Genomic DNA, 25,438 nt, shown 5'->3' with positions numbered 1-25,438 from the left:
CGTCGGTGGCAGGAACTAGGGTATGGCTTTCTGGTTGTCGGCTCACAATCAACAGGAGCACACCATGCCTGCCGACAAAGACCTCAACGAGCTCTTCCTCGATACCCTCAAGGACATCTACTACGCCGAGAAGCAGATCCTGAAGACGCTGCCGAAAATGGCCAAGGCGGCGCAGTCGGAGAAGCTGGCGGCGGCGTTCGAGAAGCACCACGACGAGACCGAAGGCCAGATCGAGCGGCTCGAGCAGATTTTCGAGCTGATCGGCAAGCCCGCCCGCGGCAAGAAGTGCGATGCGATCGAGGGCATCATCGACGAGGGCAAGGAGATCATGGACGAGTACAAGGGGACACAGGCGCTCGACGCCGGCCTTCTTGCTGCAGCGCAGGCGGTCGAGCACTACGAGATGTCGCGCTATGGCACCCTGAAGGCCTGGGCCCTCAAGCTCAACCTGCCGAAAGCCGCCAAGCTGCTCGACCAGACGCTGAATGAAGAGCGGAAGACCGACGAGACGCTGACCAAGATCGCTGAGACCGCGGTCAACTACGAAGCTGCGGCCTGATCGTCAGGTCGATCGTGACCACAACGCCGCCGCCGGCGTGCCACCAGCGCCGGCGGCGTCGTCACGAGTCGCACCTTTGGAGGCTGGTTGGAGCCTGCCAAGGTGCCGACCTCGATGTTCTCCTGCCGGTTGCGTCTTTCCCTGCGTTCTGACGAAGCAGGGGCTGCAGGTCGGTCGCTGCCTATCGGATGGTCCCGATCCCGGCCAGGATGAGGTCGATGCCGGCAAGAAACTGCTCGCGGTCGTCGTGCTCGCGCAGGTCCGTCGCCACGCGATGGGCGAACGGGTACTCCGCGGAATCGAGCTGCGCCCATTGCGCGGCGACCGATCCGAGGAACGCCGCGCGGTCTGTCTCGCGCGGCAGCAGGCGGGCGTTCGCGGCGTTCTGCCCGGCCACGCCGAGGATGTAGTTCACGAGCGCAGACGCGGCATCGAACAGGGCTCTTTCGGGGACACCGAGCGTCTGGAGCCGTCCGCCGACGCTTTCGACGATCTGCAGCATCGCGGGCCGCCACGGTTCACGGAAAAGCTGGGCGCCGACCCACGGGTGGGCGTCGATCGCATCGAACACCCCGAGCGCAACGGCACGGATTGCCTGTCGCGGCTCGGCATCGCCGCCGACACCGGTCATGACGCGGGCAATGACGTCATCGGTGGCCGCTGCGAGCAAGTCGCTCTTGTTGGCGACGTGCCAGTAGATCGCCCCGCTCCCGGTTGCCAGCCGAGCCGCGAGCGCGCGGAAGGTCAGAGCGCTTTCGCCGCCGGCGTCCAGGATCTCGATCGCCGCCTCGACGATCTTCTCCTTCGAGAGCGCGTCCGCGCGCCGTTCCGTCCGTATTGATCTGGTCGCCATGACCATCATCTTGACATGATTGGAACGTTGTTCCAATCAACTTTCATGGAACGGTGTTCCAGGCCGGTTGAAAGGCAGATGATGACGACACCCGTCACGATCGTCGGTGCGGGCCTCGGTGGCCTCACGCTCGCACGCGTCCTCCATGTCCACGGCGTCCCGGCGACGATCTATGAGGCGGAGCCGTCCGCGGAAGCTCGGACGCAAGGCGGCCAGCTCGATATTCACGAGCACGACGGACAACGTGCCCTCGCAGACGCCGGCCTCATCGACGCGTTCCGTGCGATCATCCATGACGGTGGCGCGGCTTCGCGCGTGCTCGACCCGCATGGCACGGTGCTGCTCGCACAGGCCGATGACGGTCGACGCCCTGAGGTGTTGCGGGGTGATCTGCGGCGGATTCTTCTCGAGTCCTTGCCAGCTGAGACGATCCAGTGGGGCAAGAAGCTGACCGGCGTCGTGCGCCTCGGCGACCACAGGCATGAACTGAGATTCGCGGACGGGTCGAGCGTGGTCACGAGCCTCCTGGTCGGCGCCGACGGCGCCTGGTCGAAGGTTCGGCCGCTGTTGTCGGCCGCCAAGCCGGAATATGTCGGCACGACGTTCATTGAGACCTACCTGCATGACGCCGACGAGCGGCACACCGCGGCGGCCGAGGCGGTCGGCGGCGGCGCATTGTTCGCGCTCGCTCCGGGACAGGGGATCTTCGCCCACCGTGAGACGCGAAGCGTTCTTCACGCCTACGTCGCGCTGAACCGCTCCGCCGCGTGGATCGCGGGCATCGACTTCACGGACGCTGCCGCTGCGACCGCCCGGATCGCGGCCGAGTTCGACGGATGGGCGCCCGCGCTCACCGCGCTGATCACCGACGGCGAAACCCCGCCGGTCCCGCGTATGATCCACACGCTTCCGAACGATCATCGATGGGACCGTGTGCCCGGAGTGACGCTTCTCGGTGATGCCGCGCACCTGGCGCCGCCGGCGGGCGAGGGCGCGAACCTGGCGATGTTCGACGGCGCCGAGCTCGGCAAGGCAATTGCCGCCCACCCCGGCGACATCGAAGCGGCACTCACCGTCTACGAAGAGGCGTTATTCCCGCGCAGCGAATCGGCGGCCGCGGGCGCGCACATGATCCTCAAACTCTGCCTCGGCGACAGCGCGCCATTCGGGCTCGTCGACTTCTTCAACGGAGCCCTGGAGCGGTAGGGGCTCCCACACTCATCAACGTGCCCATCGCGAATCAATCGATGTCAGATCGCTGCCGCCAGCGCCGCGATCAGCGCCGGCGGCGTTGCGACGAGTCCGATCTTGAGAAACTGCCAGGCGGTCACCTCGATCTTCTCGCGCCGCAACGCCGTCAGCCAAAGGATGGTGGCAAGCGAGCCTGTGACCGAGATGTTCGGGCCGAGATCGACCCCGATCAGGATGGCCCGGATGACCTCATGCGGCAGGTGGTCGCTGGCGGCGACGGAGCCCGCAACCAAGCCGACCGGCAGGTTGTTGGCGATGTTGTCGGCCACTGCGGTGATCAGGCCCGCGGCCCACGCCGTGCCGTGCGGCGACGACGTCACGCCCTGGTGCAACCAGGCGCTGAGCTGTCCGATCGCGCCGGCGCGGCTTAGACCCTCCACCATCACGAACAGGCCGCCGACCAGTGGCAGCACACCCCATGAGATGCCGCGGATCACCGGCCAAGGCGATTGCCGGCTGACCAGCAGGATCGCGGTCGCCGTGACGACGCCACAGACGAAGGTCGGCAGGCCGAGTTGCACGTCGAGCGCCGAGGCAGTCAGAAGCACCGCTGCGATGGCGCCGATCCCGAACGCGGCGAGCCGGCCCTCGCGGCTCAGGTGCGGTTTCTCGACATCGGTGCGCAGCGTTTCCTCACGGAGCGCGCGGCGCTGGGTCAGCCACAGCGCGACATAGGTCAGGGCGATCGCGACCATCGAGGGCAGGGTGAACTGGCGCAGCCATTCGGTGAGATGCGGCATGCGTTCGCCGAACACGACCAGATTGGCCGGATTGGAGATCGGCAGCACGAAGCTCGCGGCATTGGCGATGAAGGCGCAGACGTACAGATAGGGCAGCGGCGAGGCGCCGGCGGCGCGGGTGGCGGCATAGACGGCCGGCGTCAGCACGATCGCGGTCGCATCGTTGGAGAGCAGCACGGTGACCAGGGTGCCGACCGCATAGACCAGCAGGAACAGGAGCTGCGGCGAGCCGCGCGCATGCTCCACCGCATAGGCCGCCAGATAGTCGAACAGGCCCTCGCGGCGCGCCAGCTCGGCAATCAGCATCATGCCGATCAGGAACAGATAGACGTCGACGCCCTTGCGGATGCCGGTGAGCGCTTCAGCGACAGGCAGCAGGCCGAGCGCGACCAGCAGGATCGCGCCGGCGACGGCCCACACGGCCTCGGGCAGCCGGAAGGGGCGGATGATGACGCCAGCGGTGGCGGGAATGATGATGGCGTAGGCGAGCCAGGTATCGTGCAGGGACATGATCAGGGATCGATAGAGCAAATCATTCGGCGGGGATAGCGGGCGAGGGCGCCGCATTCGGGTGCGCGGCCTCTGCTCCACCGGTCTCGGGAAGCAGCAGCCAGCATACGATCACGGCGAGCGCGGCCGCCGCGCCGAGCACCAGGAATGCGGCGCTGTAGCCGCCATGGACGACGACCAGGCCCGCCAGCGCGGTCGACAGCGCCGCGCCAATGCTCTGCGCTGTGATCACAGCGCCCTGCGCGATGTTGAAGCGTCCGGTGCCGCGCATCAGGTCCGCGACGATCACCGGCATGATCGCGCCGAAGATGCCGGCGCCGACGCCGTCCAGCAGCTGCACGCCGACCAGCCACGCCTTGTCGTCCGATAGCGTATAGAGCACCGCGCGCAGCGGCAGGATCAGCAGCGCCGCCAGGAAGAACCGCTTGTGGCCCCAGCGGTCGGCGCGGGCGCCGACCAGCAGCGCCATCGGTACCATCACGAGCTGGGCCGCGGCGATGCAGGCCGACATCAGGCTGGTGCCGAGATTCTTGTCCTGCAGCGCCAGCTTCTGGCCGACCAGCGGCAGCATGGCGGCGTTGGCGAGGTGAAACAGCGCGACGCAGACCGCGAAGATCAGCAGCGGACGGCAGGTCAGGAGAATGCTGAGGCCCGAGGGCTGCTCGCCCCGCTTCGGGCGATTGCCCTCCGCCTGATGCGCCAGTCCGCGCGCGACGTCATGGTCGATGGCGCGCTCGGGGATGGCGAGCACGCTGATGAGGCTGCCGGCCGACGTCACCGCCATCAGATAGAACACCGCCGACGGTCCGAGCGCGTAGGCGGCAGCGCCGGCGATGACGGCGCCGACCGTGTTGCCGGCATGGTTGAAGGTCTCGTTGCGGCCGACCCGCGCGGTGAAGGCTTTGGCGCCGACGATCCCGAGCGACACCGCCGCGATCGCCGGCGCGAAGATCACGCCGGCGGCATTGGCGATGCTCTGCGAGATCGCGACCGGCCAGAAGCTGGTCATGAGAGGTAACAGCAGCGAAGCGGCCGTGACGACGATCGCGGCTGATATCATGACCAGCCGTTTTGCCCTGGTGGCGTCGACCAGCGCGCCCGCGGGCGTCTGCGCGACGATGCCCGCGATCGTCGCGAGCGACATCACGACGCCGATCGAGGCCTCGTCCCATTTCTGCTCGGTCAGGAGATAGATCGCGAGATAAGGGCCGAGCCCGTCACGCACATCGGCCAGGAAGAAATTGGTGGCGTCGAGTGCATGGCCGGCGCGGGCCAGGTCCTTGCCGCTATCGAAGTCCGCCATGCCGCCTCGTTGCGCGTGATCCATCGCAACAGCGGTGTACGCCATTTGGTTCCGCAGGGCCCTCGGTGTGACCCACTCCGTCCACGTGGCATTCCGGGGCGCGGAGCGCGCACTACTCAGCGCGGCAGCGGCGCCTTTTCGGCCATTGCCTTGCGCAGGATGCGCGACAGCGACTCCACCGAATAGGGCTTCTTGATCAGCTCGAAGCCGTGATGGGCATTCTCCGCGAGCACGTGGCTGTAGCCGGATGTCAGCACCACCGGCAGGCCGGGATAGCGGTCGCGGATGATGCCGGCAAGCTCCAGGCCGTTGATGCCGGGCATGATGACGTCGGAGAACACGAGGTCGACCGCGAATTCGTCGTTCGCCAGGATTGCCAGCGCATCGGCGGCATTGGCGACGCGGCGCGTCACATAGCCGAGATCCTCGAGCAGCTCGGTCGAGAACTGCCCCACCTCGTCATTGTCCTCGACCACGAGCACGCGGTAGCCGCGCCCGATGGTCGCCGGCTCGATGCGCGCGGAGCCGGCTTCCGTGCCGGATTGCGGAGCCGTGGCCTGCGGCAGATAGATCGTGAAGGTCGCGCCGTCGCCGATGCGGCTGTCGACCGCGATGTCGCCTTCGGACTGCTTGGCGAAGCCGAACGCCTGGCTGAGGCCGAGACCCGTGCCCTTGCCGACCTCCTTGGTGGTGAAGAAGGGTTCGAAGATTGCGTTGAGATGTTGAGGCGCGATGCCGCCCCCCGTGTCGGCGACCGAAATCGCGATGAAGGCACCGGGCCGGGTGCTCTGGCCACGCAAGGCCGGGATGCTCTCGGTCCGCTGCACGCCGATCTTCAGATGTCCTTCACCGTTCATGGCGTCGCGCGCATTGACGGCGAGATTGATGAGCGCGTTCTGGAATTGCGCGACGTCGGCGAGGGTGAACAGCCCGCTGTCCGTGACCGCGAGCTCGATCTGGATGCGGCTGCCGACGAGAGGACGGATCAGTTGCACGACGCTCTCGACCTGCTCGCCAACATTGAACACCTGCGGCGTCAAGGGTTGTCGCCGCGCGAAGGCCAGGAGCTGCGCGGTCAGCTTCGAGGCGCGCTCCACCGTCTCCGAGATCGCATCGACATAGCGCCGGCGCCGCTCCTCGGGAAGATCGCGGCGGCGCAGGAAGTCGGTGGCCGAGCGGATGATGGTGAGCAGGTTGTTGAAGTCGTGTGCGACGCCGCCGGTGAGCTGGCCGATCGCCTCCATCTTCTGCGACTGCCGCAACAGCTCCTCACCCTGGATGCGCTCGGTCACGTCGATCGCCTCGGCGACCGCGCCGGTCACGACATCATGCTGGTCGAACAGCGGCCGCATCGAAAGCTCGAAATGCCGCTGGCCGCTGGCGAAGTCGAGCCGCATCTCGGTCCGAAAGCTCTCGCCGGCGAGCACGCGGGCGAACGCCTTGCGCAGCATCTCGGTCACGCCCGGCGTATGGGTGAACCAGGGCGCATCCCAGAGCGGCTGGCCGATGACGTTCACTTCACCGGCGCGCATGCCGGCGACCGCGATGCGGTTGGCATGCATCACGCGGCCCTCGACGTCGAGGATGGCCTGATACTGATTGCTGGTGTCGAAGATCGCGCGCATGCGCGCTTCATTGGCCTCGAGCTGGGCGGTGCGCTCCCTGATCCGCTCTTCGAGGGTCTCGTTGATGCGGCGCAGCTCGATCTCGGCCTGCTTGGCGGCCGTGACGTCGTGAGCGACGCCGATGAAACCGACATGTTTGCCGTTCGCATCCCAGCGCGGCTGCGATTCCGATCGCAGCCAGCGCCATTCCCCGTCGGCGCGCCGGTAGCGTGCCTCGAGGAAGAACGGCTTCAGCGAGCGCTCTCCCGACTGCTGCTGCTCGAGGATACGCGGAAGGTCCTCGGGATGCAGCACCTTGCGCCAGTCGAAGGCCAGCGCCTCGTCAGGCGGCATGCCGAGGAAATCGATATAGGCGCGATTGACGAAGGAGCGGGTGCGGTCGAGCTTCGTCACCCAGATCGGCACCGGCGCGCTGTCGGCGATCAGCCGGAAGCGTTCCTCGCTCTCGCGCAGCTTGGCTTGCGCCAGCATCTGGTCGGTGACATCGATATGCGCGCCGACCAGACGGATCGCGCGGCCGTTCCAGTCACGCTCGATGCGGGCGATGACGCGGACCCAGCGGATCTCGCCGTCGCTGGGACGGATGATGCGGTATTCGGTGGTGTAGTCCTCCTGCTTACTCTTGACTGCAGCAATGAAGTCCTGCTCGGCCTTGACGCGGTCGTCGGGATGCACGCGTCTGACCCAGTCTTCGTGAGTCTCGTGGACAGCCTCCGGCGGCAGGCCGTGAATGATCAGGTATTCGGGGGAGCGGCGGTTGCGGTAGCCTTCGCGCAGGTCGACCTCGACGCCGCCGACCCGGGCGATCCGCTGGATGCGCGCGAGCTCCGCCTCGCGTTCCTGCAGCGCGCGATAGGCCTCATCGCGATCGCGCGCAATCTCCTCGATATGCTGGCGCAGCGCATCGGCGGCAGCCTCCGGCCTCACTTCGTCTCTGGGCGCATCCGCGCTGTTCATGCTGACCTGCACTGATGTGGCGAGCAGTCGCCCGAGCATTCCATCGCGGGTGTTCGGAAGCGTGGCGACATTGGGACCAAGGAAAGCAAACTGACCAGAGATTATGGCGGGCAAACGCCGGCATGACGTGAACGTGAGGGCAGATAAAAAGTTCCGTGCTCCCGGAACGGACTGTTACTGTCGTGCGTCGTCAGGCCCTGAACACCGCAACACGAAGGTCCACGCTGTGAAGCTCTTCGTCTGTCAGGCCTGCAAGAACATCCTGTATTTCGAGAATCGCAGCTGCGGGCGCTGCGGCCACCGGCTCGCCTTCATGCCGGAGCGCCAGATCCTGTCGGCGATCGAGCCGGCGGAGGAGGGCTTTCGGACGCTCGCCGACCACGGGACGGGGCGCTTCTTCTGCGCCAATGCCGAGCACGACGCCTGCAACTGGCTGCTCGAGATCGGCGAGACTTCGGGCTTCTGCCGCGCCTGCCGGCACAACGGTACGATTCCCAATCTGTCTGATCCCGCGCAACTCGCCGGATGGCGAGAGCTGGAGGTGGCCAAGCACCGGCTGTTCTATTCGCTGATCCGCTGGAAACTCCCTGTGAAGACACGGATCGAGGATCCCGGGCACGGGTTGATCTTCAACTTCCTTGCCGATGACCCCGCCGGTCAGCAGAAGGTCCTGACCGGCCACGACAACGGCCTCATCACCATCGCTCTGGCCGAGGCCGACGATTTCGAGCGCGAGCGGCGCCGGCTCGAAATGGGCGAGCCGTACCGGACCTTGCTCGGTCATTTTCGCCACGAGGTCGGGCACTACTTCTGGGACGTGCTGGTGCGCGATGCCGGCAGGCTCGAGGAATGCCGGGCCATGTTCGGCGACGATACCCAGGACTACGGCGCGGCGCTGAGGCGGCATTACGATCAGGGGCCGCCGGTGGACTGGCAGGACAATTTCGTTTCGGCCTACGCCACCACACATCCGTGGGAGGATTTTGCCGAGACCTGGGCGCACTACCTCCACATCGTCGATACGCTGGAGATGGCCTCCGAGTTCGGTATCGAGATCGATCCGCCCGCCGACCAGATCGGCGGGCTGACGGCGCGCGTCACCTTCGATCCGTACGTCGCGGAGGACTTCGACACCATCGTCAACGCTTGGCTGCCGTTCACCTTTGCGATGAACAGCGTCGCGCGAGCGATGGGCGCGCGGGATCTCTATCCTTTCATCCTGACGCCGCCGGTCATCGGCAAGCTGGGCTTCATCCACCGCCTGGTGCGGCAGGGTGCACAGCAAGAGTCTGTCGCTCTGGCTCCCGAAAAGCCACAGGCCGAGCCGCAGCAGGAAGAGATCGGGGCGGCGTGATCCGCCTTGACTCCTGAGAACATAAAGTGAACATGAAGGCGTGACCGGAGCGAGGACCGTCATCGCGCATGCAGCCCAGATCGCAATCCAAGACCAATGCTCAAGCCGCGGACAGCGAAGACCTCGCGCTGGAGGCCGCCGTGGACGAGGCCATCGCTGCCTGCGAAGGCGATCCGCGGGCGGCCATTCGTGCCCTGATCGTTGCGAACGATTTCCTCGAGACCGAGGTCGGCGAGCTGATGAAGGCGGTGTCGCACGCCTATGCCCGCGGACGTTTCCACAGCTATTCCGGCTGACGGCAGGGGACACGGCTGGCATGCCTCGCCGGACGGCAGGGGCGGAACGAGAGGCGGGTTGCGCGCGGGCGATTTTGGTATAGACGAACCGGTCAAGCTCGCGGTGTTACGCCTGTGCCACGAGCGGGGAGCCCGCCCAAAGGTATCAAGCAAGAAATGTTCAAAACCATTCTGATCGCGAACCGCGGCGAGATCGCCTGCCGGGTCATCAAGACCGCCCGCCGCATGGGAATCCGAACCGTTGCGGTCTATTCGGAAGCCGACCGCGATGCGCTTCATGTCGAGATGGCCGATGACGCCGTGCTGATCGGCCCGCCCGCCGCCGCCGAGAGCTATCTCCTGATCGACCGCATCGTCGAGGCCTGCCGCAAGACCGGCGCCGAGGCGGTGCATCCGGGCTACGGCTTCCTGTCCGAGCGCGAGGCTTTCCCGCGGGCATTGGCCGAGGCCGGCATCGTCTTCATCGGCCCCAATCCCGGCGCCATAGCCGCCATGGGCGACAAGATCGAATCCAAGAAGGCGGCCGCCAAGGCCAAGGTCTCGACCGTGCCCGGCTTCCTCGGCGTCATCGAGGACGACAAGCACGCCGTGCGCATCGCCGACGAGATCGGCTACCCCGTGATGATCAAGGCCTCCGCCGGCGGCGGCGGCAAGGGCATGCGCATCGCGCGTTCGACTGCCGAGGTCGCCGAGGGTTTCAATCTCGCCAAGGCCGAGGCCAAGGCTTCGTTCGGCGACGATCGCGTCTTCATCGAGAAGTTCATCGTCGATCCCCGCCACATCGAGATCCAGGTGCTCGGCGACAAGCATGGCAACGTGATCTATCTCGGCGAGCGCGAATGCTCGATCCAGCGCCGCAACCAGAAGGTCATCGAGGAGGCGCCGTCGCCGCTGCTCGATGAGGAGACGCGGCGCAAGATGGGCGAGCAGGCGGTCGCGCTTGCCAAGGCCGTGAACTACGACTCCGCCGGCACCGTCGAGTTCGTCGCCGGCCAGGACAAGAGCTTCTACTTCCTCGAGATGAACACCCGCCTGCAGGTCGAGCATCCCGTGACCGAGCTCGTCACCGGTATCGATCTCGTCGAGCAGATGATCCGCGTCGCCGCCGGCGAGAAGCTTTCGCTTGCGCAGAAGGACGTGACGCTGACCGGCTGGGCGGTGGAATCGCGCGTCTATGCGGAAGATCCGTTCCGCAGCTTCCTGCCGTCGATCGGCCGCCTCGTGAAGTATCGCCCGCCGGCCGAGAGCAAGGCTGACGGCATCACCGTGCGCAACGACACCGGCGTGCAGGAGGGCGGCGAGATCTCGATCTACTACGATCCGATGATCGCCAAGCTCGTCACCCATGCGGAGTCGCGGGCTGCCGCGATCGAGGCGCAGTCGACCGCGCTCGATGCGTTCTATGTCGATGGCATCCGCCACAACATCCCGTTCCTGTCGGCGCTGATGAACCATCCGCGCTGGCGCGAGGGCCGGCTGTCGACCGGCTTCATCGCCGAGGAGTTTCCCAAGGGCTTTGCCGCGCGTGCGCCGGAAGGCGAGATCGCGCGCCGGCTGGCGGCGGTGGGTGCTGCGATCGACCACGTGCTCGGCGAGCGCAAGCGGCAGATCTCGCAGCAGATGATCGGCCGGCCGGTGAAGCGCCAGGGCCGCCGCGCGGTGTGGCTCGGGCGTGACGAGATCCTGCTCGACATCACCAGGGAGAACGGCGCGATCACGGTCCGCTTCGTCGGGGCCGACGGCAAGGTCGGTCCGGCGCATCAGTTGGTGTCGGACTGGAAACCGGGCGATGCGGTCTGGCACGGCACCATCGATGGCGCGGCCATCGCAGTTCAGACGCGCCTCATTGCGAACGGTGTGCGGCTCGCGCATCAGGGCGTCGAAGCGCCGGTCTACGTCTACACGGAAGCCGAGGCGACCGCGGCGCGGCTGATGCCGGTCGTCACCGCAGGTGATAGCGGCAAGAAGCTCCTGTGCCCGATGCCCGGCCTCGTGGTCTCGATCGCCGTGACCGAAGGGCAGGAGGTCAAGGCCGGCGAGACGCTCGCCGTGGTCGAAGCCATGAAGATGCAAAACGTGCTGCGCGCCGAGCAGGACGGTACGGTGAAGAAGATCCACGCGACAGCCGGCGCTACGCTCGCGGTGGACGCGCTGATCCTGGAGTTTGCGTAAGCTCAGAAGTCGACGTCGTTGCGAACGAAGCGACTTTGTCCGCCGAAGCCTGTAGGCGAAGGCGGAAGCAATCCGGGGCTCGGGAGACGACTCCGGATTGCCTGGTCGCGGAGCCTGTCATCGGGCCGCGCTTTGTGCGGACCCGTTGGCTCCTCGCAATGACGGGAGAGAGGAGGCGAGGATGACTTTCCGTGCACGTCGAGAGGCGCTCCGTGCGATCCTCGCCGGCGATCGCTGCATCCATCCGGGATCGGTATACGACGCGATTTCGATCCGGATCGCCGAGGACCTCGGCTTCGAGCTCGGCATGTTCGGCGGCTCGGCTGCTTCGCTCGCCGTGCTCGGCGACCCCGACATCGCGCTGATCACGCTGACGGAGTTGGCCGAGCAGATGCGGCGAATGTCGCGCGCTGCCGCGCTGCCGGTGCTGGTCGATGCCGATCATGGCTACGGCAACGCGATGAACGTGCGCCGCACGGTGCAGGAACTGGAAGCGGCCGGTGCCGCGGGTCTCACCATCGAGGATACCCTGCTGCCGCAGGCTTTCGGCGAAGCGAAGCCGCAACTGATCTCGCTTGCCGAAGGGGTCGGCAAGGTGAAGGCCGCGCTCGATCGCCGCGACGATCCCGCGCTGGCCATCCTGGGACGGACGGGCGCCGTTTCCATCACCTCGCTCGACGACGCGATCGCGCGAGCCAGGGCGTATGAGGCCTGCGGCGTCGACGGCCTGTTCTTCACCGGCATTACCGCGCGCGACCAACTCGATGCGGTCGCGGCGGCGACGACGCTGCCGATCGTGCTCGGCGGCGCGCCGGAGGAGATGTCCGATCTCGGCTATCTCGCCTCGCGCCGTGTCCGCGTCGCGCTACAGGGCCATGCGCCGATCGCCGCGGCGACGCAGGCGGTGTATGAGACGCTGAAGGCGCTCCGCGACGGCGCCTCGCCGAAGCAGCTCAAGGGGCTGCCGTCGGCGGAGCTGACGGCACGCGTGATGCGCGAGGCGGATGTGAAGAAGCGCCTGCGCGATTTTCTGGGGCTCGGATCATGATCGATCGCGCCATCGTCCACGTCTTGGTGCGCGGCCGCGTCCAGGGAGTGGGTTATCGTGCCTGGGTCGAGGACCAGGCCATCCTGAACGGCCTCGAAGGCTGGGTCCGCAACCGCACCGATGGCAGTGTCGAGGCGTTGTTCGCGGGTCCCTCGGACGACGTTGCCGCCGTGTTGGCAGCCTGCCGCGAGGGACCGCCAGCAGCGCATGTCGATGCCGTGATGGAAAACCCGGCGACGGCCGATCAGCTCAAACCGCGCCGGCCGGGCGAGGCGTTCTCCGTGTTGCCGACGCTCTAACGACACGGCGCGCGAGCCCGCCGCTCACCCCGCCGAGATCACCAGCGCCTGGATGCGGCCCTCGATCGGTCCGTTGCCGAACCGGCGCGCCAGCGCGTCCGCGGTCGCCTGCGTCACGGCGGCGAGGCCGGGCGTGCCGCGTGCTTCGATCTCGCCGCGCATCGGTGTGCCCTGGCAAAATGCCGTGGCCGGGTCCTGAGGCGACGCCGCGCGGCTGCGATGCGTCACCGTCTCGATCGCGATGTCGGTGAAGCCCGCTGCGGTCAGATCGGCCTCGATCCGCCCGGCATCGAAATAGCCGTGCGGAGTCCGGGTGAAGAACTGCGGCGGGCTTTCGGGGAAGACCTGCTGCAACGTCTCGTGAACGACGTGAGGGATTTCATTCTCCTCGATCCGATCCCAGACGTTGAAGACGAAACGTCCGCCGGGCCTGAGCACGCGGCGGGCCTCCGCATAGCCCTTGACGCGATCGGGGAAGAACATCGCGCCGAACTGACATGCGACGGCATCGAAGCTCGCGTCGGCAAAGGGCAGGGCCAGCGCATCGGCTTGATGAAATGCGATGCGGTCCGCAGCGGCGAGATGGGTCTTCGCCTGCGCGAGCATCGGCTCGTTGAGGTCGGTGGCGGTGATCCGGACCTCCGGCGGCAGTTGAGCATGCAGGGCCCGCGTAACCACGCCGGTGCCCGCCGCCGTCTCCAGCACGTCGCGCGGCAGGTACGCCGCGATGCGCCGCGCGAGGTCCAGCGCATAGGGCACGAAGATCAAGGGGACCATCAGTTGATCGTAGATCTGTGGGATCGATCCAGTGAACGCCTTGTCGGATGCCGTCATGGCTTGCTCCTGTTGCAGAGGGGGCAGGCGGGGAACCGGGCGGGTCGGCAGGCGCAAAATGTGCGCCGTAACATCCGTCGGGCCAGCTCCCAGCCCGGTTCAAAGCCGGGTCTCTTGACATTCATCCTCGCCCGTCAGATATTTCTGTTATGACAGAAATTACAGGTCATCGAAAACTTCCGCCCGCCGTCGAGCGTTTCATCCTCAACTGGGGCGATATGGGCGACCGGTGGGGCGTGAACCGCTCGGTGAGCCAGATTCACGGGCTGCTGTACCTCGCCGAGAAGCCGATGACGGCGGAGGACATCGCCGACACGCTCGGCATGGCCCGCTCCAATGTCTCGAACTCGCTGAAGGAGCTGCTCGCCTGGGGCTTGATCCGGCGCGTGCCGATCCTCGGCGACCGCCGCGATCATTTCGAGGCCGAGACCGACATCTGGGAGGTCGCACAGCGGATCGCGGCCGGCCGCAAGGAGCGCGAGATCGATCCCGCGATCGCTGCGCTGCGCGCCTGCGTCGCGGAAGCGACCGGCGATCCCGCGATCAGCACGGTCGCAGCCAGGCGGCTGAAAGACATGCTGGCGTTCACCGAGCTGGTCGACCGCTGGTACGTGCAGATGCTGAAGGTGCCGCGGCCGCGTCTCGTCGCGCTGATCAAGCTCGGCGAGAAGATCGCAAATCTGCTGCCGTCGGGAAGATCAAGGTCGTAGATGAGCGGAGGGCGTCATGGTGACCATGGGACATCTCGGACTTTCAACGCCCTCCAACGCCCGGCTTCATGACGATCACAGGTTTCGTGCGCTGTTGTCCGCCGAGGATTGGGGACGGCTGCCGGTATCGATCTGGCGCCGCTTCTCCAAGAAACTCGCCGACGGCGCGACCGTCGTCTATGTCGGCGAGGTCGATCAGGCCGAGATCAGTCGTGCCGGCTTCTGGTTCGCGCATCTGGCGCGGCTGATCGGCGGGCCGCTGCCGACGCACGCAGACATCGGTGTGCCGATGATCGTCGCGGTGACGGAGGACGCGGCGAGAGGCGGCCAGATCTGGACGCGCATCTGCGGACGCCCGCATGGCTTCCCTCAGGTGATCCATTCCGCCAAGCGCTTCGCCGGTCCGACGGGGCTCGAGGAATATCTCGGCTGGGGCCTTAGCATGAGCCTGCGCGTCGGCGTCGCCGATGGCGCGCTTCATTTTTATAGCGCCGGCTACACGTTCGACTTCGCGGGCCGGCGCTGGGCGCTGCCGGCATGGCTCACGCCCGGCGACCTCACCGTCACCCATTCCGATCTCGGCAGCGGCGTCTTTCGCTTCTCGCTCGAGATCATCCATCCGCGCTTCGGGCGCATCATCCGCCAGAGCGCCGTATTCCGGGAGTCCGCACCATGACGCCGCTGCTCTGGTCCCTGATTGCGCTTCAGATCGTGATGGGCGTGTTCGACACCGTCTATCACCATGAGTTCACCGAGCGCCTGGCCTGGCGCCCGTCACAGCGGGGCGAGCTCAAGCTGCACGGCGTCCGCAATATGCTCTATGCGCTGCTGTTCGCCGTCATCGGCTGGTGCGAGGTGCATGGATTGTTCGCAATCCTCGTGCTCGCGGTGCTCGTGGCCGAGATCGGCATCACCTTGACCGATTTCGTCGAGGAGGATCTGACGCGCAAGCTGCCGCCGAGCGAACGCGTGAATCACACGCTGCTCGCCATCAACTACGGCGCGATCCTCATGCTGCTGGTGCCGCTGCTGATCGGCTGGGCGATGCAGCCCTCGGCGATCGTGCCGGCCTTTGCCGGCTTGCTGAGCTGGATTGCGGCTGCCGCCGCGGTTGGCGCTGCCCTGTGCGGCCTGCGCGACTTCACCGCGGCACGGCGCCTTGCGCGGATGTCGCAGCCGGATGCGGCCGGGCTGGTCGCGGCGCTGCCGCCGGCGCAGACCATCCTCATCACCGGCGCGACCGGTTTCATCGGCGCGCGGCTGACGGCCGGTCTCACCGCGGCCGGCCATCACGTCGTCGCCCTGGTCCGCGACCCGGCCAAGGCCGCCATGTTGCCGGCGCCGCTGACCTTGATCACCAGTCTCGATCAGCTCGCGTCCGACACCCGTATCGACGCGATCGTCAATCTTGCCGGTGAACCGATCGGCAATGCGCCGTGGACCGCGGCCAGGCGCGCGACGATCCTGCAGTCCTGGCTGGCTACGACGGAAGCCGTCTTATCCCTGATTGCGCGGCTCGACCGTAAGCCGAAGGTCTTGGTCAACGGTTCGGCGATCGGCTGGTACGGCCTGTGGCAGGACCAGCCGCTGACCGAATCCGCCAAGTCGCATGGCTGCTTCAGCCATGAGCTCTGCGACGCCTGGGAGCAAGCGGCTCGCGGTGCCGAAGCGCACGGCGTCCGCGTCGCACTGCTGAGGATCGGGCTCGTGGTCGGCCGCGACGGCGGCTTCCTGGCGCGGATGCTGACGCCGTTCGAATTCGGCCTCGGCGGGCCATTCGGCTCCGGTCTGCAATGGATGTCCTGGATCGAGCGCGACGATCTCGTTCGGCTGATCGCGCATGTGATCGCGACCGAGGCCATCACCGGGCCGGTCAATGCGACGGCGCCGCTGCCGGTGCGCAATCTCGCCTTCACCGCCGAACTCGCGCGCTGCCTGCGGCGTCCGGCGCTGCTGCGCGTCCCCGCCGGCCTGCTGCGCCGGATCGGCGGCGACTTCGCCGAGGAGCTTTTGCTCGGCGGCCAGCGCGTGGTGCCGAACAAGGCGCTGTCGAGCGGCTTCGTGTTCCGGCATCAGAGCCTGCGTAGCGCGCTCGAAGCCATCCTGTGAGCGGTCGAAAAAAGCGTCACGGTTGCTCGGCGCGTGCCATCGTCGCCGATGGCAGCTCGCCGAACGTGGCGCGGTAGTAGCGGGCGAAGTGTCCCGCATTGGCAAAGTTGCAGGCGGTGGCGGCCGCTGCCACCGTGACGTCGGGATCGCCGGAGCGCAGCATCTCGCGGGCGCGCCGCAGGCGCACCGATTTGGCAAAGGCCATCGGCGAATAGCCGCGCACGCGCTCGAACAGACGGAAGATCGAGCGGGCGCTGACGCCGGCTTCGCGCGCCAGGTGCTCGATCGTGATCGGCTCGCGCCAGTTCGCCTCGATGTAGTCCTCGAGCCGCTTGACCAGGCCGAAATCCGGCATCGGGGAGGGATCCAGGAGCGTGTCGCGGAAACGATGACGGCTGGCGCAGAGGAAGGCGACATGCACCGCATCCTCCAGCTCGCGATAGACCGCGGCGGGGAACGCCGCATCCTGCTCGTTGAGCTGGGTCGTCAGGAAATCCAGCAGCCGCATCAGGTTGCGGGCCTGCGGATCGGCGGCCGGAATGGCAGGGTCGATCGTAAAGTCGGCGCGCGGCTGCACGCCGACCAGCGCCGTCAGGCGCCGTCGCAGCGCCTGCGGATCGAGCCGCAGAGTCAGTCGCCGATGGCCACCCTGGCACGCCATCTGCCATGGCACGCCGGCCGGCGCGACTGCGAACTGATGCTCATTGACGTCGGTCGCCTCGCCGCGGGCGCAACTGACCGCGCGTCCCTTCAGGGCGATCTGCACTCTCATGAAATCGGCGGCGCGATGGTCGCAGACCATGTCGCAGGTCGTGGTGCCGAACGCGAGGCCGATGGTCTCGAGCTCGATCAGGTTGACGATCGCCTCGAAGCGCTCGGCGTTCCTGAAGTCGACGCGCTCGGCGCCGAGCCGGCGCCCCGCGAGGTCGCGCAGCACGTCGGCGTTCGAGGTTCGGATCAGCGCGTGGCGATGCAATGGTTCGAGGCCGGTCGCGCCGGTCGAGGCCGGGCTCGGCTTTGCTGGGGCGCTGACGAGGTCAGCTGCGGTCAAGAGACGGTTCAAGCCGCTGCTCCTGAACTCCGATTATTAATCCATGCTACATCAGGCTCCGCGGGCGTCAATTACTTCGAGATCGCGGCGCTTCGGAATGCTGCGGCCAGTGTGCGCAAGGCCGCGCGCTTGGCCGCATCGCCCGCCTTCGCATGCAGCATCACCTTGGAGCGGCCGAGCTTGGGCAGGCCGAGATCCGTTCCGACATCGATCAGTCCGCTGGGTGCGATCCGGCGGGCCAGCGGCGCAATCGCAAGACCGGCCCGCGCGGCGGCCGCAACGGCCGTCACTCCGCCGCCGACGAACGTCTCGCTGAAGCTGATTCGGGCGCGCTCGAGCGCGCGGACCGCGATGCTGCGCACGCCACAGGGCGGCGCGAGCGTGGCGAGCGGCAGCGTGCCGGCCGCCGGCAGACGAAATCTGGGAGCTGCGAACCAGCCGAACTCGTCCGTGATCAACGCCTCGCCACCGCGGCGGCTCGCCTCCTGGCGGACGATCACGGCGTCGAGCTTGCCGGCATCGTAGCGGTCGAGCAGGTCGCGCGAGAAGCCGATGCTGACCGACAGGACGAGGTCCGCCATGGCAGCATGCAACTGCTCGAGCATCGGCACCAGCTCGGGGCCGGCGACGTGATCGCTGATCCCCAGCGACAACAGCGGCCGGGCACGAGGAGCGCCGGTCAGCGCGAGGTCATGTGCGGCAACCAGCGCGCGGGCGTTCTCGGCGAAGGCCGCGCCGTCGGCGGTGAGCCGGACCGCGCGCGGCGAGCGTTCGACCAGCCGCTTTCCGAGCAGCGCTTCCAGGCGCTGCAGCTTCAGGCTGACCGCAGCCTGCGTGGTGCCGAGCGTCTCGGCCGCCCGGGTGAAGCTGTGCAGCTCGCTCACCAGCAGAAAGGCGCGGACGGTCGCGATGTCGAGCGTGGCTGTCATATGCGATCGTTATCATTGATATCCATCCCGATAAGATACCAAAATGACAGGCGCGCGGCTAGTTTTGCTGTCGAGGCGCAGTCACGCGCTGGATACCGGGAGCCAACCATGCCGTTGATCAACATCGTCTATGCCAGCCAGCGCCGCTCGCCGTCGCTGAAAAAGGCCATCGCGGACGCCGTCACCGAATTGACGGCGCGGATCCTGCGCAAGGATCCCAAGGTCACCGCCGTCATCGTCTCGGAAGCGGATGCCGCGGACTGGTTCGCCGGCGGCGCCTCGCTGGCGGAGCAGGGGCTTGCCAGCTACTGGATCGACGTTCACGTCAGCGAGGGCACCAACACCAAGGACGAGAAGGCCGCCTATCTGGCCGCGGTGTTCGCGCGCATGGCCGAGCTGATCGGCCCGCTGCATCACGAGACCTACCTTCATGTCGACGAGGTCAAGGCGGATGCCTACGGCTTCGGTGGCTTGAGCCAGGAGCGCCGCTATGTCGCGGCGAAGCTCGACGTGCCGCCGCAACAGGGCGCCGCGTGAGCTCATGCCGTCTCCGGCTGCGCGACGCTGACGGCGCCGAAGACGCTCTCGAACGCCTGCCGGAACGCGATGTCGACATCGGCGAGCGTCACCGGCAGGCCGAGATCAACCAGGCTGGTGACGCCGTAGCGCGGATCGGTCACGCCGCAGGGCACGATGGCCTGAAAGTGCGACAGGTCCGGCTCGACATTGATGGCGATGCCGTGAAAGGTGACCCAGCGCTTCAGCCGCACGCCGATCGCGGCGATCTTGTCCTCATGGCCCTCGCCCTTGTCGGGCCGTTTGACCCAGACGCCGACGCGATCCTCGCGCCGCTCGCCGCGCACGTTGAAGGCATCGAGGGTGCGGATGATGGTCTCCTCGAGCGCCGCGACATAGGCTCGCACATCCGGCCGGCGCCGCTTGAGGTCGAGCATGACATAGGCCACCCGCTGGCCGGGCCCATGATAGGTGACCTGGCCGCCGCGCCCGGTCGGCACCAGCGGAAAGCGCGGATCGCGCAGGTCTTCGGCCTTGCCCGACGTACCGGAGGTGTAGACCGGCGGGTGCTCGAGCAGCCAGACCATCTCCGCGGCCTCGTGAGCGGCGATCGCGGCCGCCCGCGCCTCCATGAACTCGGTGGCCTGGGCGTAGTCGATCAGCGAATCGGAGATGCGCCACGCCACGGCGTTGCCGGGGGGCCCAGCAAAGGTGGTCAGATCGAGTGTTTCGCGGCTGTTAACCATTGGCTAACCACAACATGGTGATGTCTGGGCAACGAAAATCCAGTCGTGACTTCGGTGGTCCTGCAGTGTCAACCCTCGATAAAGTGACAGTCGACCTGATGGTCGTTCTCGGCACCTGCTCCATGCCCATCCACCAGGTTCTGCGCCTGTCCCGCGGCGCCATCATCGAGCTGGACGCCACCGAGGCCGACGACGTCAAGGTGCTCGCCAACAATCTGCCGATCGCAAATGGGGTGGTGCTGGTCGACCGCAACCGCATCGCGGTCGAGGTCAAGCAGATGCTGCCGCGCTCGCCGACGCCGACGTCGCGATAGCGCGCCCCGGCCAAGCCAAAACCGTCCACAATCCGGTATTTTAGGGCAGGGCGGGCCTTGTCCCCCCGACATCGATTTGATACACGGGCGCCACTGATCCGGTGCCGCCCTTCCTCTGGCTCCGGCTTCTTCTTCGCGCTCGTGGCGGAATTGGTAGACGCGCTGCCTTGAGGTGGCAGTGGGTAACACCGTGGGGGTTCGAGTCCCTCCGAGCGCACCATCCCTCTCTCCCCAAAACTTCAAATCTGTTTGCGGTTTGTTCCGGCCTCGCGCCTTTCGTTCGGGCGATGGGCTGCGGTCCCGCGGCGCGATGGCGTCCGAGTTGTGCCGGTCGTTCCGCCCTCGAGAATGAGAGGGCGCGGGGAATGCCGGGCGCTGGCCGCACCCATGGCCCGCCTGCGAAAAAAATGCAGGCGGCAGGAACCACAGGTTCAGCCGAGACATCCCGGCATTCCCCGCGCGATGGTTTTCACGCTTATGTCGCGATCTCCCCGGTGTCCGGCTCTTTAGCCACCGTCGCCCTCGGGATCATCGCCCGACGACTTGGCGCCAGCATCGGGGCGCCAGGACCACGCGTCTTCACGTCCGCAAACCTGCCGTTCGTCGGCGAGCCCGTGAGCCCGCTGCAGCACGCCTGCGGCCACCGCATCCCCAGACCCCACGTCTCGTGACGATCGCGAAGCGCCCCTCTCGGCGGGTCCAGGATGGCGATACACAAACACGTATTCGGAAAAATAGCAACAAGATTATTTTCTTCAGAAGGTCTGGACGGGGCCAAATCAGCTTGATGACGCTGACGGAGTCCGTCGCGCCGTGCACCCCGACTCCGCCGCACGTGACGCTGCCATGGGACGGCAAAGCGACGCCGAAGGCGACGCGTGCCACCATTGGCGCCAGTGGGGCGGGCGGTGGGCACGGCTCGTGCGAGATCGTGCACGACACCATCGTTGTTGGCGCGCCTTTGCCCGCCCTGCGGCGCCTGCGTGGCGTCATCGCTCAACCATGATCACCAGATGAGCGGGGGCGTGCCGCGATGCGTTCGCCGAACTAAACGATGCCGCCGTTCGGTCCGGGTTGTTCAAGGCGTCATCTCGAGAGCGACGGCTTCCCTCGCTGTGGCGACCGCGAGGACGCCGGGCGGCCACGAGACCGCACAGCAGAAGCGCGCCTCGTTCATCATGGCGATAACGATCCTTCCGCCCGCAGGTCATGGAATTCCGGTAAGTCGCTGAAAGGGCGCGATAATCGGCGTTCAACCCCGATCCCCTGCGCCTACTACCTTCCGCCTATGAGAGCCGGGCGGAGCTGATGCTGTAATCGCCCCGTTGCTTGCAGCGCGACTGCTCATCTTGGGGCTGGCGCACGCGCCATACGACCACAACAAAGACATAAGCGGAGGGAACTGATGAACTTCACAAGCAGGAGATTCTTGGCTGGCATCTCGACGGTTGCCTTCCTTGTCGCCGGCACGTTAGGCGTCCGCGCCAACGACTCGGCGCTGAAGGCCGCCAGCGAGCCCGGCGCCTGGGCGATGGCCGGGCATGACTACGGCAACACCCGGTTCAGCCCGCTCAAGGAGATCAACACCGAGAACGCCAGCAAGCTGTCGCTGGTCTATTCGTTCTCGCTGGCCTCGCTACGCTCGAACGAGGCCTCGCCGATCGTGATCGGCAACACGCTCTACGTCTCGACGTCGTGGGGGCCGAAATACGTCTATGCGCTGGATGCCGCGACCGGCGCGCGCAAATGGACCTATGAGCCGGACATTCCGGACGATACGCTGCAATATGCCTGCTGCGACGTGAACAGCCGCGGCATCTCCTACGCCGACGGCAAGCTGTTCGTCGGCCGGCTCGACGGCAAGCTGACCGCGCTCGATGCCGCCACCGGCAAGGAGCTGTGGACGTCCAAGGTGGTGGACTACAAGCAGGGCTCGGTGATCACCTCGCCGCCGCTGGTCGTGCGCGACAAGGTCATCACCGGATTCGGCGGCGGCGAGTACGGCGTGCGCGGCTCGCTGCAGGCCTACGACATCAACTCCGGCAAGATGGTCTGGCAGACCTATACCGTGCCTGCGCCCGGCGAGCCCGGCAGCGAGACCTGGAAGGGTGACACCGGCCTGCATGGTGGCGGCGCGGCCTGGCTGGTCGGCTCCTACGATCCGAAGAGCGACACGGTCTATTGGGGCACCAGCAATCCAGGTCCCTGGAACACCGCCGTGCGCTCGACCGGCAATGGCGATTTCGGCAAGCTGACCAATCTGTATACGGCATCCACGCTGGCGCTCGATCCGAACACCGGCAAGATCAAGTGGCACATCCAGACCACGCCTGCCGATGCCTGGGACTATGACGGCGTCAACGAGGCTATTCTCGCCGATCTCAAGGTTGGCGGTGCGGCTGTCCCGACGCTGATGAAGGCCGATCGCAATGGCTTCTTCTTCGTGGCCAACCGCGAGACCGGCAAGGTGATCTCGGCCGAGAAATACGTCTTCGCCAACTGGGCGCAGAAATGGGACACCTCGACGTTGCGCGCGGTCGAGGATCCGGACAAACGGCCGGGCCCCGGACATCCCGTCAAGGACGTCTGCCCGAACCTGATCGGCGGCAAGAACTGGCAGCCGATGTCGTACAATCCGGACACCGGCCTGGTCTACATCCCGGCGAACAATGTCTGCATGGACTGGTCGGTCAGCGACGTCTCGTACAAGCGCGGCGTGTTCTATCTCGGTGCGGAATTCCCGACCAAGGAAGGCCCCGGCGGGTTTCTCGGTGAGCTCATCGCCTGGGATCCCGTGAACAACAAGAAGGTCTGGTCGATCCAGGAAGACCTTCCGTTCAACGGCGGCACGCTGAGCACCGCCGGCGGCTTGGTGTTCTCCGGCAATCTTCACGGCGACTTCCGCGCCATCGACGCCAAGACCGGCAAGATTCTGTGGAAGAAGAATCTCGGCTCCGGCATCGGCGCCGGTCCGGTGACCTATTCGGTCGACGGCAAGCAGTACGTCGCCGTCGTCGTCGGCCGCACCGCCTCGATCCCGGCGTTCCTGGGCGAGATCGGCAAGAAGATGACAAACGCTGCTCCCGAGGGCGGCGCCCTGTTCGTGTTCGCGGTCCAATAACCGCAACGCTCGCGACGGCTGCGCGTGGCCCCGGCCGCGGGGACACGCGCGGCGTTCAGCCAATCCGCTTCAAGCGGACGAAGACGGCCGGCCGCGAGACCGAGCCGTACAAACAGATAAACAAGACCTGAGGGATCGAGGATGCGCCTGAATCGCCGTCAGACTGGCTCGAATTGGCGGGCCGCCGCCGAACTGGCAGCAAGCGCGACGGCTCTCGTCGCCTTGGTGGCCTCCACCGTGCTGGCCGCGTCGGCGGCGAGCCTGGCCAACGAGGCGGAGCCGCTGCGGCTTTGTGCGGATCCGACCAATCTTCCGTTTTCGAGCGACAATCCAACGCAGCCGGGATTCTATCTCGAGGTTGGCCAGGCGCTGTCGCGTGAGCTCGGCCGCCCCGTGACGTATGATTGGTACAAATCCTATTTCGGCAAGCGAACCGTGCGCGTGACGCTGCTGGGCAAGCAGTGCGACGCGATGATCGGCCTGCCGCTGTCAGCGGACTTCATGGGACCGGCCGTGATCTTCTCGAAGAAGATCGCGACCGAGACCTACGCGCTCGTCAGCCGCGGAACGTTGGTGGTCCATGGCATCGACGACCTTCGAGGCAAGCGCGTCGCGGTGCAATACCAGACCACGCCGCAAAATCTGCTGGCCCAGCGCGACGACATCGAGAAGGTGACGGTGCTGACACCGGACGAAGGCTTGGCGGCGCTGGCCCACGGCAAGGCCGACATCGCCTTCATCTGGGGGCCGGTTGCAGGCTGGCTGAACAAGACGATCTACCAGAGCAGCTTCCGGATCCAGCCGGTCGAGGGCGACGGTCTGTCCTGGGATGCCGCGATCGGCCTTGCCAAAAGCTCCACGCAATTGCGCGATCAGATCGACGCCGCGCTGCCGCAGCTCGCACCGCGGATCGCCGAGCTGGCGGTCAAATACGGGCTGCCGGGCGAGCCGTCGATCAGGCTCGGCGCCGTGCCGCGCCCGATCAGGCTGGCGTCGACGACTGACCCTGCTCAGCTTCTCCGCCAGCCGGTCGCCGAGGCCGCCGTGATGAGGGTTTCGGACTCGACTGCGAGCGAGTCGAAGACCGAGGCGGTGACGCTGGGCAAAGAGATCTTCAACGGCACCTGCGCGCATTGTCACGGACCCGACGCCGTGCAGGCGGAACGGCGCATCGACCTGCGACGGCTGCGGACCCGCTACGGCGAGGACATGCGCGACAAATTTTGGACCACCGTGCATGAAGGCCGTCCCTCCAAGGGCATGCCCGCCTGGAAGGAGGTCTTTACCGACGACCAGTTCGAGAGCATCTATACGTTCCTGCTGACCGTGCAGTCGTCAGAAACGGCAAATTGAAGGAGGGGCACCGGCCGACACGATCTGCCGGATCCACCCGGCACGTGCTGGCGGCGAGTGAAGGTCGGACATGACGCGCTTTCTGATCATCGACGATCATCCGCTGTTTCGCGAAGCTCTCGGCAATGCGGTGCGTCTGGCGCATCCCGACGCCGAGATCTTCGAGGCGCTGTCGATTGCCGATGCGCTCACCACCCTCGCAATGAAACCCGACATCGACCTGGCGCTGCTCGACCTGACGCTGCCCGATGCCATGGGCTTCTCGGGATTCCAGCGGCTTCGCGCCGCGTATCCGCGGCTTCCAGTCGCGATCGTCTCGAGTGAAGAGGACCAGAACGTCGTGCGCGAGGCGCTTTCGCTCGGCGCGGCCGGCTATCTGCCGAAGTCGACCTCGAAGCGTGAGCTGACGTCCGCGATCGAGCGCGTGCTCAGCGGCTCGATCTCGGTTCCGAAAGACTTCGTGCCCGTCGTCGAGCGCCACGGGAAGGGGTCATCTCGCGCGCTGCAGGCGCGTCTCGAGGAGCTGACGCCACAACAGCTTCGCGTCCTCGACCTGATCAGGCGTGGCTATCAGAACCGGGAAATCGCCAGCGAGCTTCAGCTTGCGGAGTCGACCGTCAAGGCGCACATCACCGAGATCCTGAGAAAACTCCGTCTGTTCAGCCGCAACAAGGCCGTCATCGAGATCGGCAAGATCGCGCTGAACGTGCCGGCCGACCGGCAGGGATCGCGCACCGCTTCGGGTCGAAAGCACCCGTAGCGAATTGTTGCGCCGCACGACTCCACGG

General features: G+C 66.5%; 23 protein-coding genes and 1 tRNA gene. 16 read left to right on the top strand and 8 right to left on the bottom strand.

What is annotated here, in order from left to right; translation table 11 throughout:
- Positions 1 to 64: 64 nt before the first annotated feature.
- On the top strand, positions 65 to 559 hold the full coding sequence (locus tag ACQR13_RS31960; RefSeq protein ID WP_315737676.1) for a ferritin-like domain-containing protein: 495 nt from the start codon (positions 65 to 67) through the stop codon (positions 557 to 559).
- A 181-nt stretch (positions 560 to 740) separates the two neighbouring features.
- Here the strand turns inward: ACQR13_RS31960 and ACQR13_RS31955 are convergent, their stop codons facing one another.
- Positions 741 to 1,412 carry a TetR/AcrR family transcriptional regulator gene (locus ACQR13_RS31955; RefSeq protein ID WP_315754786.1) on the bottom strand — a complete coding sequence of 224 codons (672 nt, stop codon included), beginning with the start codon at positions 1,410 to 1,412 and terminating at the stop codon, positions 741 to 743.
- 81 nt (positions 1,413 to 1,493) lie between these two features.
- Between ACQR13_RS31955 and ACQR13_RS31950 the strand changes: the two genes are divergently transcribed.
- Positions 1,494 to 2,618, top strand: coding sequence for an FAD-dependent oxidoreductase (locus ACQR13_RS31950; RefSeq protein ID WP_316193707.1), 1,125 nt, complete (start codon positions 1,494 to 1,496; stop codon positions 2,616 to 2,618).
- Between the two features lie 44 nt (positions 2,619 to 2,662).
- Here the strand turns inward: ACQR13_RS31950 and ACQR13_RS31945 are convergent, their stop codons facing one another.
- The 3 genes from ACQR13_RS31945 to ACQR13_RS31935 form a co-directional block, all read right to left on the bottom strand.
- A complete protein-coding gene (locus ACQR13_RS31945; protein WP_316193670.1) occupies positions 2,663 to 3,913 on the bottom strand; it encodes an arsenic transporter in 1,251 nt (416 codons plus the stop codon).
- A gap of 22 nt (positions 3,914 to 3,935) precedes the next feature.
- Positions 3,936 to 5,216, bottom strand: coding sequence for an MFS transporter (locus ACQR13_RS31940; protein WP_316193669.1), 1,281 nt, complete (start codon positions 5,214 to 5,216; stop codon positions 3,936 to 3,938).
- Positions 5,217 to 5,332: 116 nt separating this feature from the next.
- Positions 5,333 to 7,798, bottom strand: a complete 2,466-nt coding sequence (locus ACQR13_RS31935; RefSeq protein ID WP_316193668.1) for a PAS domain-containing hybrid sensor histidine kinase/response regulator — start codon at positions 7,796 to 7,798, stop codon at positions 5,333 to 5,335.
- A gap of 226 nt (positions 7,799 to 8,024) precedes the next feature.
- Between ACQR13_RS31935 and ACQR13_RS31930 the strand changes: the two genes are divergently transcribed.
- The 5 genes from ACQR13_RS31930 (at position 8,025) to ACQR13_RS31910 (ending at position 12,967) form a co-directional block, all read left to right on the top strand.
- Positions 8,025 to 9,152 carry a zinc-binding metallopeptidase family protein gene (locus ACQR13_RS31930; RefSeq protein WP_316175952.1) on the top strand — a complete coding sequence of 376 codons (1,128 nt, stop codon included), beginning with the start codon at positions 8,025 to 8,027 and terminating at the stop codon, positions 9,150 to 9,152.
- A gap of 68 nt (positions 9,153 to 9,220) precedes the next feature.
- Positions 9,221 to 9,448, top strand: a complete 228-nt coding sequence (locus ACQR13_RS31925; protein ID WP_315754780.1) for a hypothetical protein — start codon at positions 9,221 to 9,223, stop codon at positions 9,446 to 9,448.
- 156 nt (positions 9,449 to 9,604) lie between these two features.
- Complete coding sequence (locus ACQR13_RS31920) at positions 9,605 to 11,620, top strand: acetyl/propionyl/methylcrotonyl-CoA carboxylase subunit alpha (RefSeq protein WP_315717707.1); 2,016 nt, start codon at positions 9,605 to 9,607, stop codon at positions 11,618 to 11,620.
- 181 nt (positions 11,621 to 11,801) lie between these two features.
- Complete coding sequence (locus ACQR13_RS31915) at positions 11,802 to 12,668, top strand: isocitrate lyase/PEP mutase family protein (RefSeq protein ID WP_315754776.1); 867 nt, start codon at positions 11,802 to 11,804, stop codon at positions 12,666 to 12,668.
- Positions 12,665 to 12,967 (top strand): acylphosphatase, encoded by a 303-nt coding sequence (locus ACQR13_RS31910; RefSeq protein ID WP_315717709.1) that lies wholly within the window; start codon positions 12,665 to 12,667, stop codon positions 12,965 to 12,967. The genes ACQR13_RS31915 and ACQR13_RS31910 overlap by 4 nt, the downstream gene beginning before the upstream one ends.
- A gap of 24 nt (positions 12,968 to 12,991) precedes the next feature.
- Here ACQR13_RS31910 and ACQR13_RS31905 read toward each other — a convergent pair whose 3' ends face one another.
- Positions 12,992 to 13,801, bottom strand: a complete 810-nt coding sequence (locus ACQR13_RS31905) for a class I SAM-dependent methyltransferase (protein WP_315717710.1) — start codon at positions 13,799 to 13,801, stop codon at positions 12,992 to 12,994.
- A gap of 149 nt (positions 13,802 to 13,950) precedes the next feature.
- On the opposite strand from ACQR13_RS31905, the gene ACQR13_RS31900 reads away from it, so the two are divergent.
- From ACQR13_RS31900 to ACQR13_RS31890, 3 genes are read left to right on the top strand one after another with little or no spacing between them, the layout of a single operon-like run.
- Entirely contained in the window at positions 13,951 to 14,511 is a 561-nt protein-coding gene (locus tag ACQR13_RS31900) for a GbsR/MarR family transcriptional regulator (protein ID WP_315717711.1), read from the top strand.
- Between the two features lie 16 nt (positions 14,512 to 14,527).
- Positions 14,528 to 15,187, top strand: a complete 660-nt coding sequence (locus ACQR13_RS31895; protein ID WP_316226505.1) for a DUF4166 domain-containing protein — start codon at positions 14,528 to 14,530, stop codon at positions 15,185 to 15,187.
- Positions 15,184 to 16,620 (top strand): TIGR01777 family oxidoreductase, encoded by a 1,437-nt coding sequence (locus tag ACQR13_RS31890; RefSeq protein ID WP_434863567.1) that lies wholly within the window; start codon positions 15,184 to 15,186, stop codon positions 16,618 to 16,620. Before ACQR13_RS31895 ends, ACQR13_RS31890 begins: the two co-directional genes overlap by 4 nt.
- Positions 16,621 to 16,636: 16 nt before the next feature.
- Here the strand turns inward: ACQR13_RS31890 and ACQR13_RS31885 are convergent, their stop codons facing one another.
- Positions 16,637 to 17,683 (bottom strand): AraC family transcriptional regulator, encoded by a 1,047-nt coding sequence (locus tag ACQR13_RS31885; RefSeq protein ID WP_315754769.1) that lies wholly within the window; start codon positions 17,681 to 17,683, stop codon positions 16,637 to 16,639.
- 59 nt (positions 17,684 to 17,742) lie between these two features.
- Complete coding sequence (locus ACQR13_RS31880; protein ID WP_315717715.1) at positions 17,743 to 18,600, bottom strand: LysR family transcriptional regulator; 858 nt, start codon at positions 18,598 to 18,600, stop codon at positions 17,743 to 17,745.
- 108 nt (positions 18,601 to 18,708) lie between these two features.
- Here ACQR13_RS31880 and ACQR13_RS31875 point away from each other — a divergent pair, with 108 nt between their 5' ends.
- Positions 18,709 to 19,137, top strand: a complete 429-nt coding sequence (locus ACQR13_RS31875; protein WP_315717716.1) for a tautomerase family protein — start codon at positions 18,709 to 18,711, stop codon at positions 19,135 to 19,137.
- Positions 19,138 to 19,139: 2 nt separating this feature from the next.
- Here ACQR13_RS31875 and lipB read toward each other — a convergent pair whose 3' ends face one another.
- Positions 19,140 to 19,862 carry a lipoyl(octanoyl) transferase LipB gene (lipB, locus tag ACQR13_RS31870; RefSeq protein WP_315754767.1) on the bottom strand — a complete coding sequence of 241 codons (723 nt, stop codon included), beginning with the start codon at positions 19,860 to 19,862 and terminating at the stop codon, positions 19,140 to 19,142.
- A 65-nt stretch (positions 19,863 to 19,927) separates the two neighbouring features.
- On the opposite strand from lipB, the gene ACQR13_RS31865 reads away from it, so the two are divergent.
- From ACQR13_RS31865 to ACQR13_RS31845, 5 genes are all read left to right on the top strand, one after another.
- On the top strand, positions 19,928 to 20,176 hold the full coding sequence (locus ACQR13_RS31865; protein WP_315717718.1) for a FliM/FliN family flagellar motor switch protein: 249 nt from the start codon (positions 19,928 to 19,930) through the stop codon (positions 20,174 to 20,176).
- A 135-nt stretch (positions 20,177 to 20,311) separates the two neighbouring features.
- Positions 20,312 to 20,396, top strand: a tRNA-Leu gene (locus ACQR13_RS31860).
- Positions 20,397 to 21,605: 1,209 nt separating this feature from the next.
- Complete coding sequence (locus tag ACQR13_RS31855) at positions 21,606 to 23,297, top strand: PQQ-dependent methanol/ethanol family dehydrogenase (RefSeq protein WP_316204566.1); 1,692 nt, start codon at positions 21,606 to 21,608, stop codon at positions 23,295 to 23,297.
- A 141-nt stretch (positions 23,298 to 23,438) separates the two neighbouring features.
- Positions 23,439 to 24,650: a c-type cytochrome gene (locus ACQR13_RS31850; protein ID WP_434863566.1), complete on the top strand. Its 1,212-nt coding sequence runs from the start codon at positions 23,439 to 23,441 to the stop codon at positions 24,648 to 24,650.
- A gap of 70 nt (positions 24,651 to 24,720) precedes the next feature.
- On the top strand, positions 24,721 to 25,410 hold the full coding sequence (locus tag ACQR13_RS31845; RefSeq protein ID WP_315754761.1) for a response regulator transcription factor: 690 nt from the start codon (positions 24,721 to 24,723) through the stop codon (positions 25,408 to 25,410).
- The last annotated feature ends 28 nt before the right edge of the window (positions 25,411 to 25,438 follow it).

Source organism: Bradyrhizobium sp. HKCCYLRH3059 (assembly GCF_051168035.1).
GTDB lineage: Bacteria > Pseudomonadota > Alphaproteobacteria > Rhizobiales > Xanthobacteraceae > Bradyrhizobium.
The sequence above is the reverse complement of the archived record's forward strand: the minus strand, read 5'-3'. Positions and strand labels throughout refer to the sequence as shown.

Bases quoted from the DNA above. Each gene is read 5' to 3' on its own strand.
- ACQR13_RS31960 (WP_315737676.1), top strand. From the start codon at position 65: ATGCCTGCCGACAAAGACCTCAACGAGCTCTTCCTCGATACCCTCAAG.
- ACQR13_RS31955 (WP_315754786.1), bottom strand. From the start codon at position 1,412: ATGGCGACCAGATCAATACGGACGGAACGGCGCGCGGACGCGCTCTCG.
- ACQR13_RS31950 (WP_316193707.1), top strand. From the start codon at position 1,494: ATGACGACACCCGTCACGATCGTCGGTGCGGGCCTCGGTGGCCTCACG.
- ACQR13_RS31945 (WP_316193670.1), bottom strand. From the start codon at position 3,913: ATGTCCCTGCACGATACCTGGCTCGCCTACGCCATCATCATTCCCGCC.
- ACQR13_RS31940 (WP_316193669.1), bottom strand. From the start codon at position 5,216: ATGGCGGACTTCGATAGCGGCAAGGACCTGGCCCGCGCCGGCCATGCA.
- ACQR13_RS31935 (WP_316193668.1), bottom strand. From the start codon at position 7,798: ATGAACAGCGCGGATGCGCCCAGAGACGAAGTGAGGCCGGAGGCTGCC.
- ACQR13_RS31925 (WP_315754780.1), top strand. From the start codon at position 9,221: ATGCAGCCCAGATCGCAATCCAAGACCAATGCTCAAGCCGCGGACAGC.
- ACQR13_RS31920 (WP_315717707.1), top strand. From the start codon at position 9,605: ATGTTCAAAACCATTCTGATCGCGAACCGCGGCGAGATCGCCTGCCGG.
- ACQR13_RS31915 (WP_315754776.1), top strand. From the start codon at position 11,802: ATGACTTTCCGTGCACGTCGAGAGGCGCTCCGTGCGATCCTCGCCGGC.
- ACQR13_RS31910 (WP_315717709.1), top strand. From the start codon at position 12,665: ATGATCGATCGCGCCATCGTCCACGTCTTGGTGCGCGGCCGCGTCCAG.
- ACQR13_RS31905 (WP_315717710.1), bottom strand. From the start codon at position 13,801: ATGACGGCATCCGACAAGGCGTTCACTGGATCGATCCCACAGATCTAC.
- ACQR13_RS31900 (WP_315717711.1), top strand. From the start codon at position 13,951: ATGACAGAAATTACAGGTCATCGAAAACTTCCGCCCGCCGTCGAGCGT.
- ACQR13_RS31895 (WP_316226505.1), top strand. From the start codon at position 14,528: ATGGTGACCATGGGACATCTCGGACTTTCAACGCCCTCCAACGCCCGG.
- ACQR13_RS31890 (WP_434863567.1), top strand. From the start codon at position 15,184: ATGACGCCGCTGCTCTGGTCCCTGATTGCGCTTCAGATCGTGATGGGC.
- ACQR13_RS31880 (WP_315717715.1), bottom strand. From the start codon at position 18,600: ATGACAGCCACGCTCGACATCGCGACCGTCCGCGCCTTTCTGCTGGTG.
- ACQR13_RS31875 (WP_315717716.1), top strand. From the start codon at position 18,709: ATGCCGTTGATCAACATCGTCTATGCCAGCCAGCGCCGCTCGCCGTCG.
- lipB (WP_315754767.1), bottom strand. From the start codon at position 19,862: ATGGTTAACAGCCGCGAAACACTCGATCTGACCACCTTTGCTGGGCCC.
- ACQR13_RS31850 (WP_434863566.1), top strand. From the start codon at position 23,439: ATGCGCCTGAATCGCCGTCAGACTGGCTCGAATTGGCGGGCCGCCGCC.
- ACQR13_RS31845 (WP_315754761.1), top strand. From the start codon at position 24,721: ATGACGCGCTTTCTGATCATCGACGATCATCCGCTGTTTCGCGAAGCT.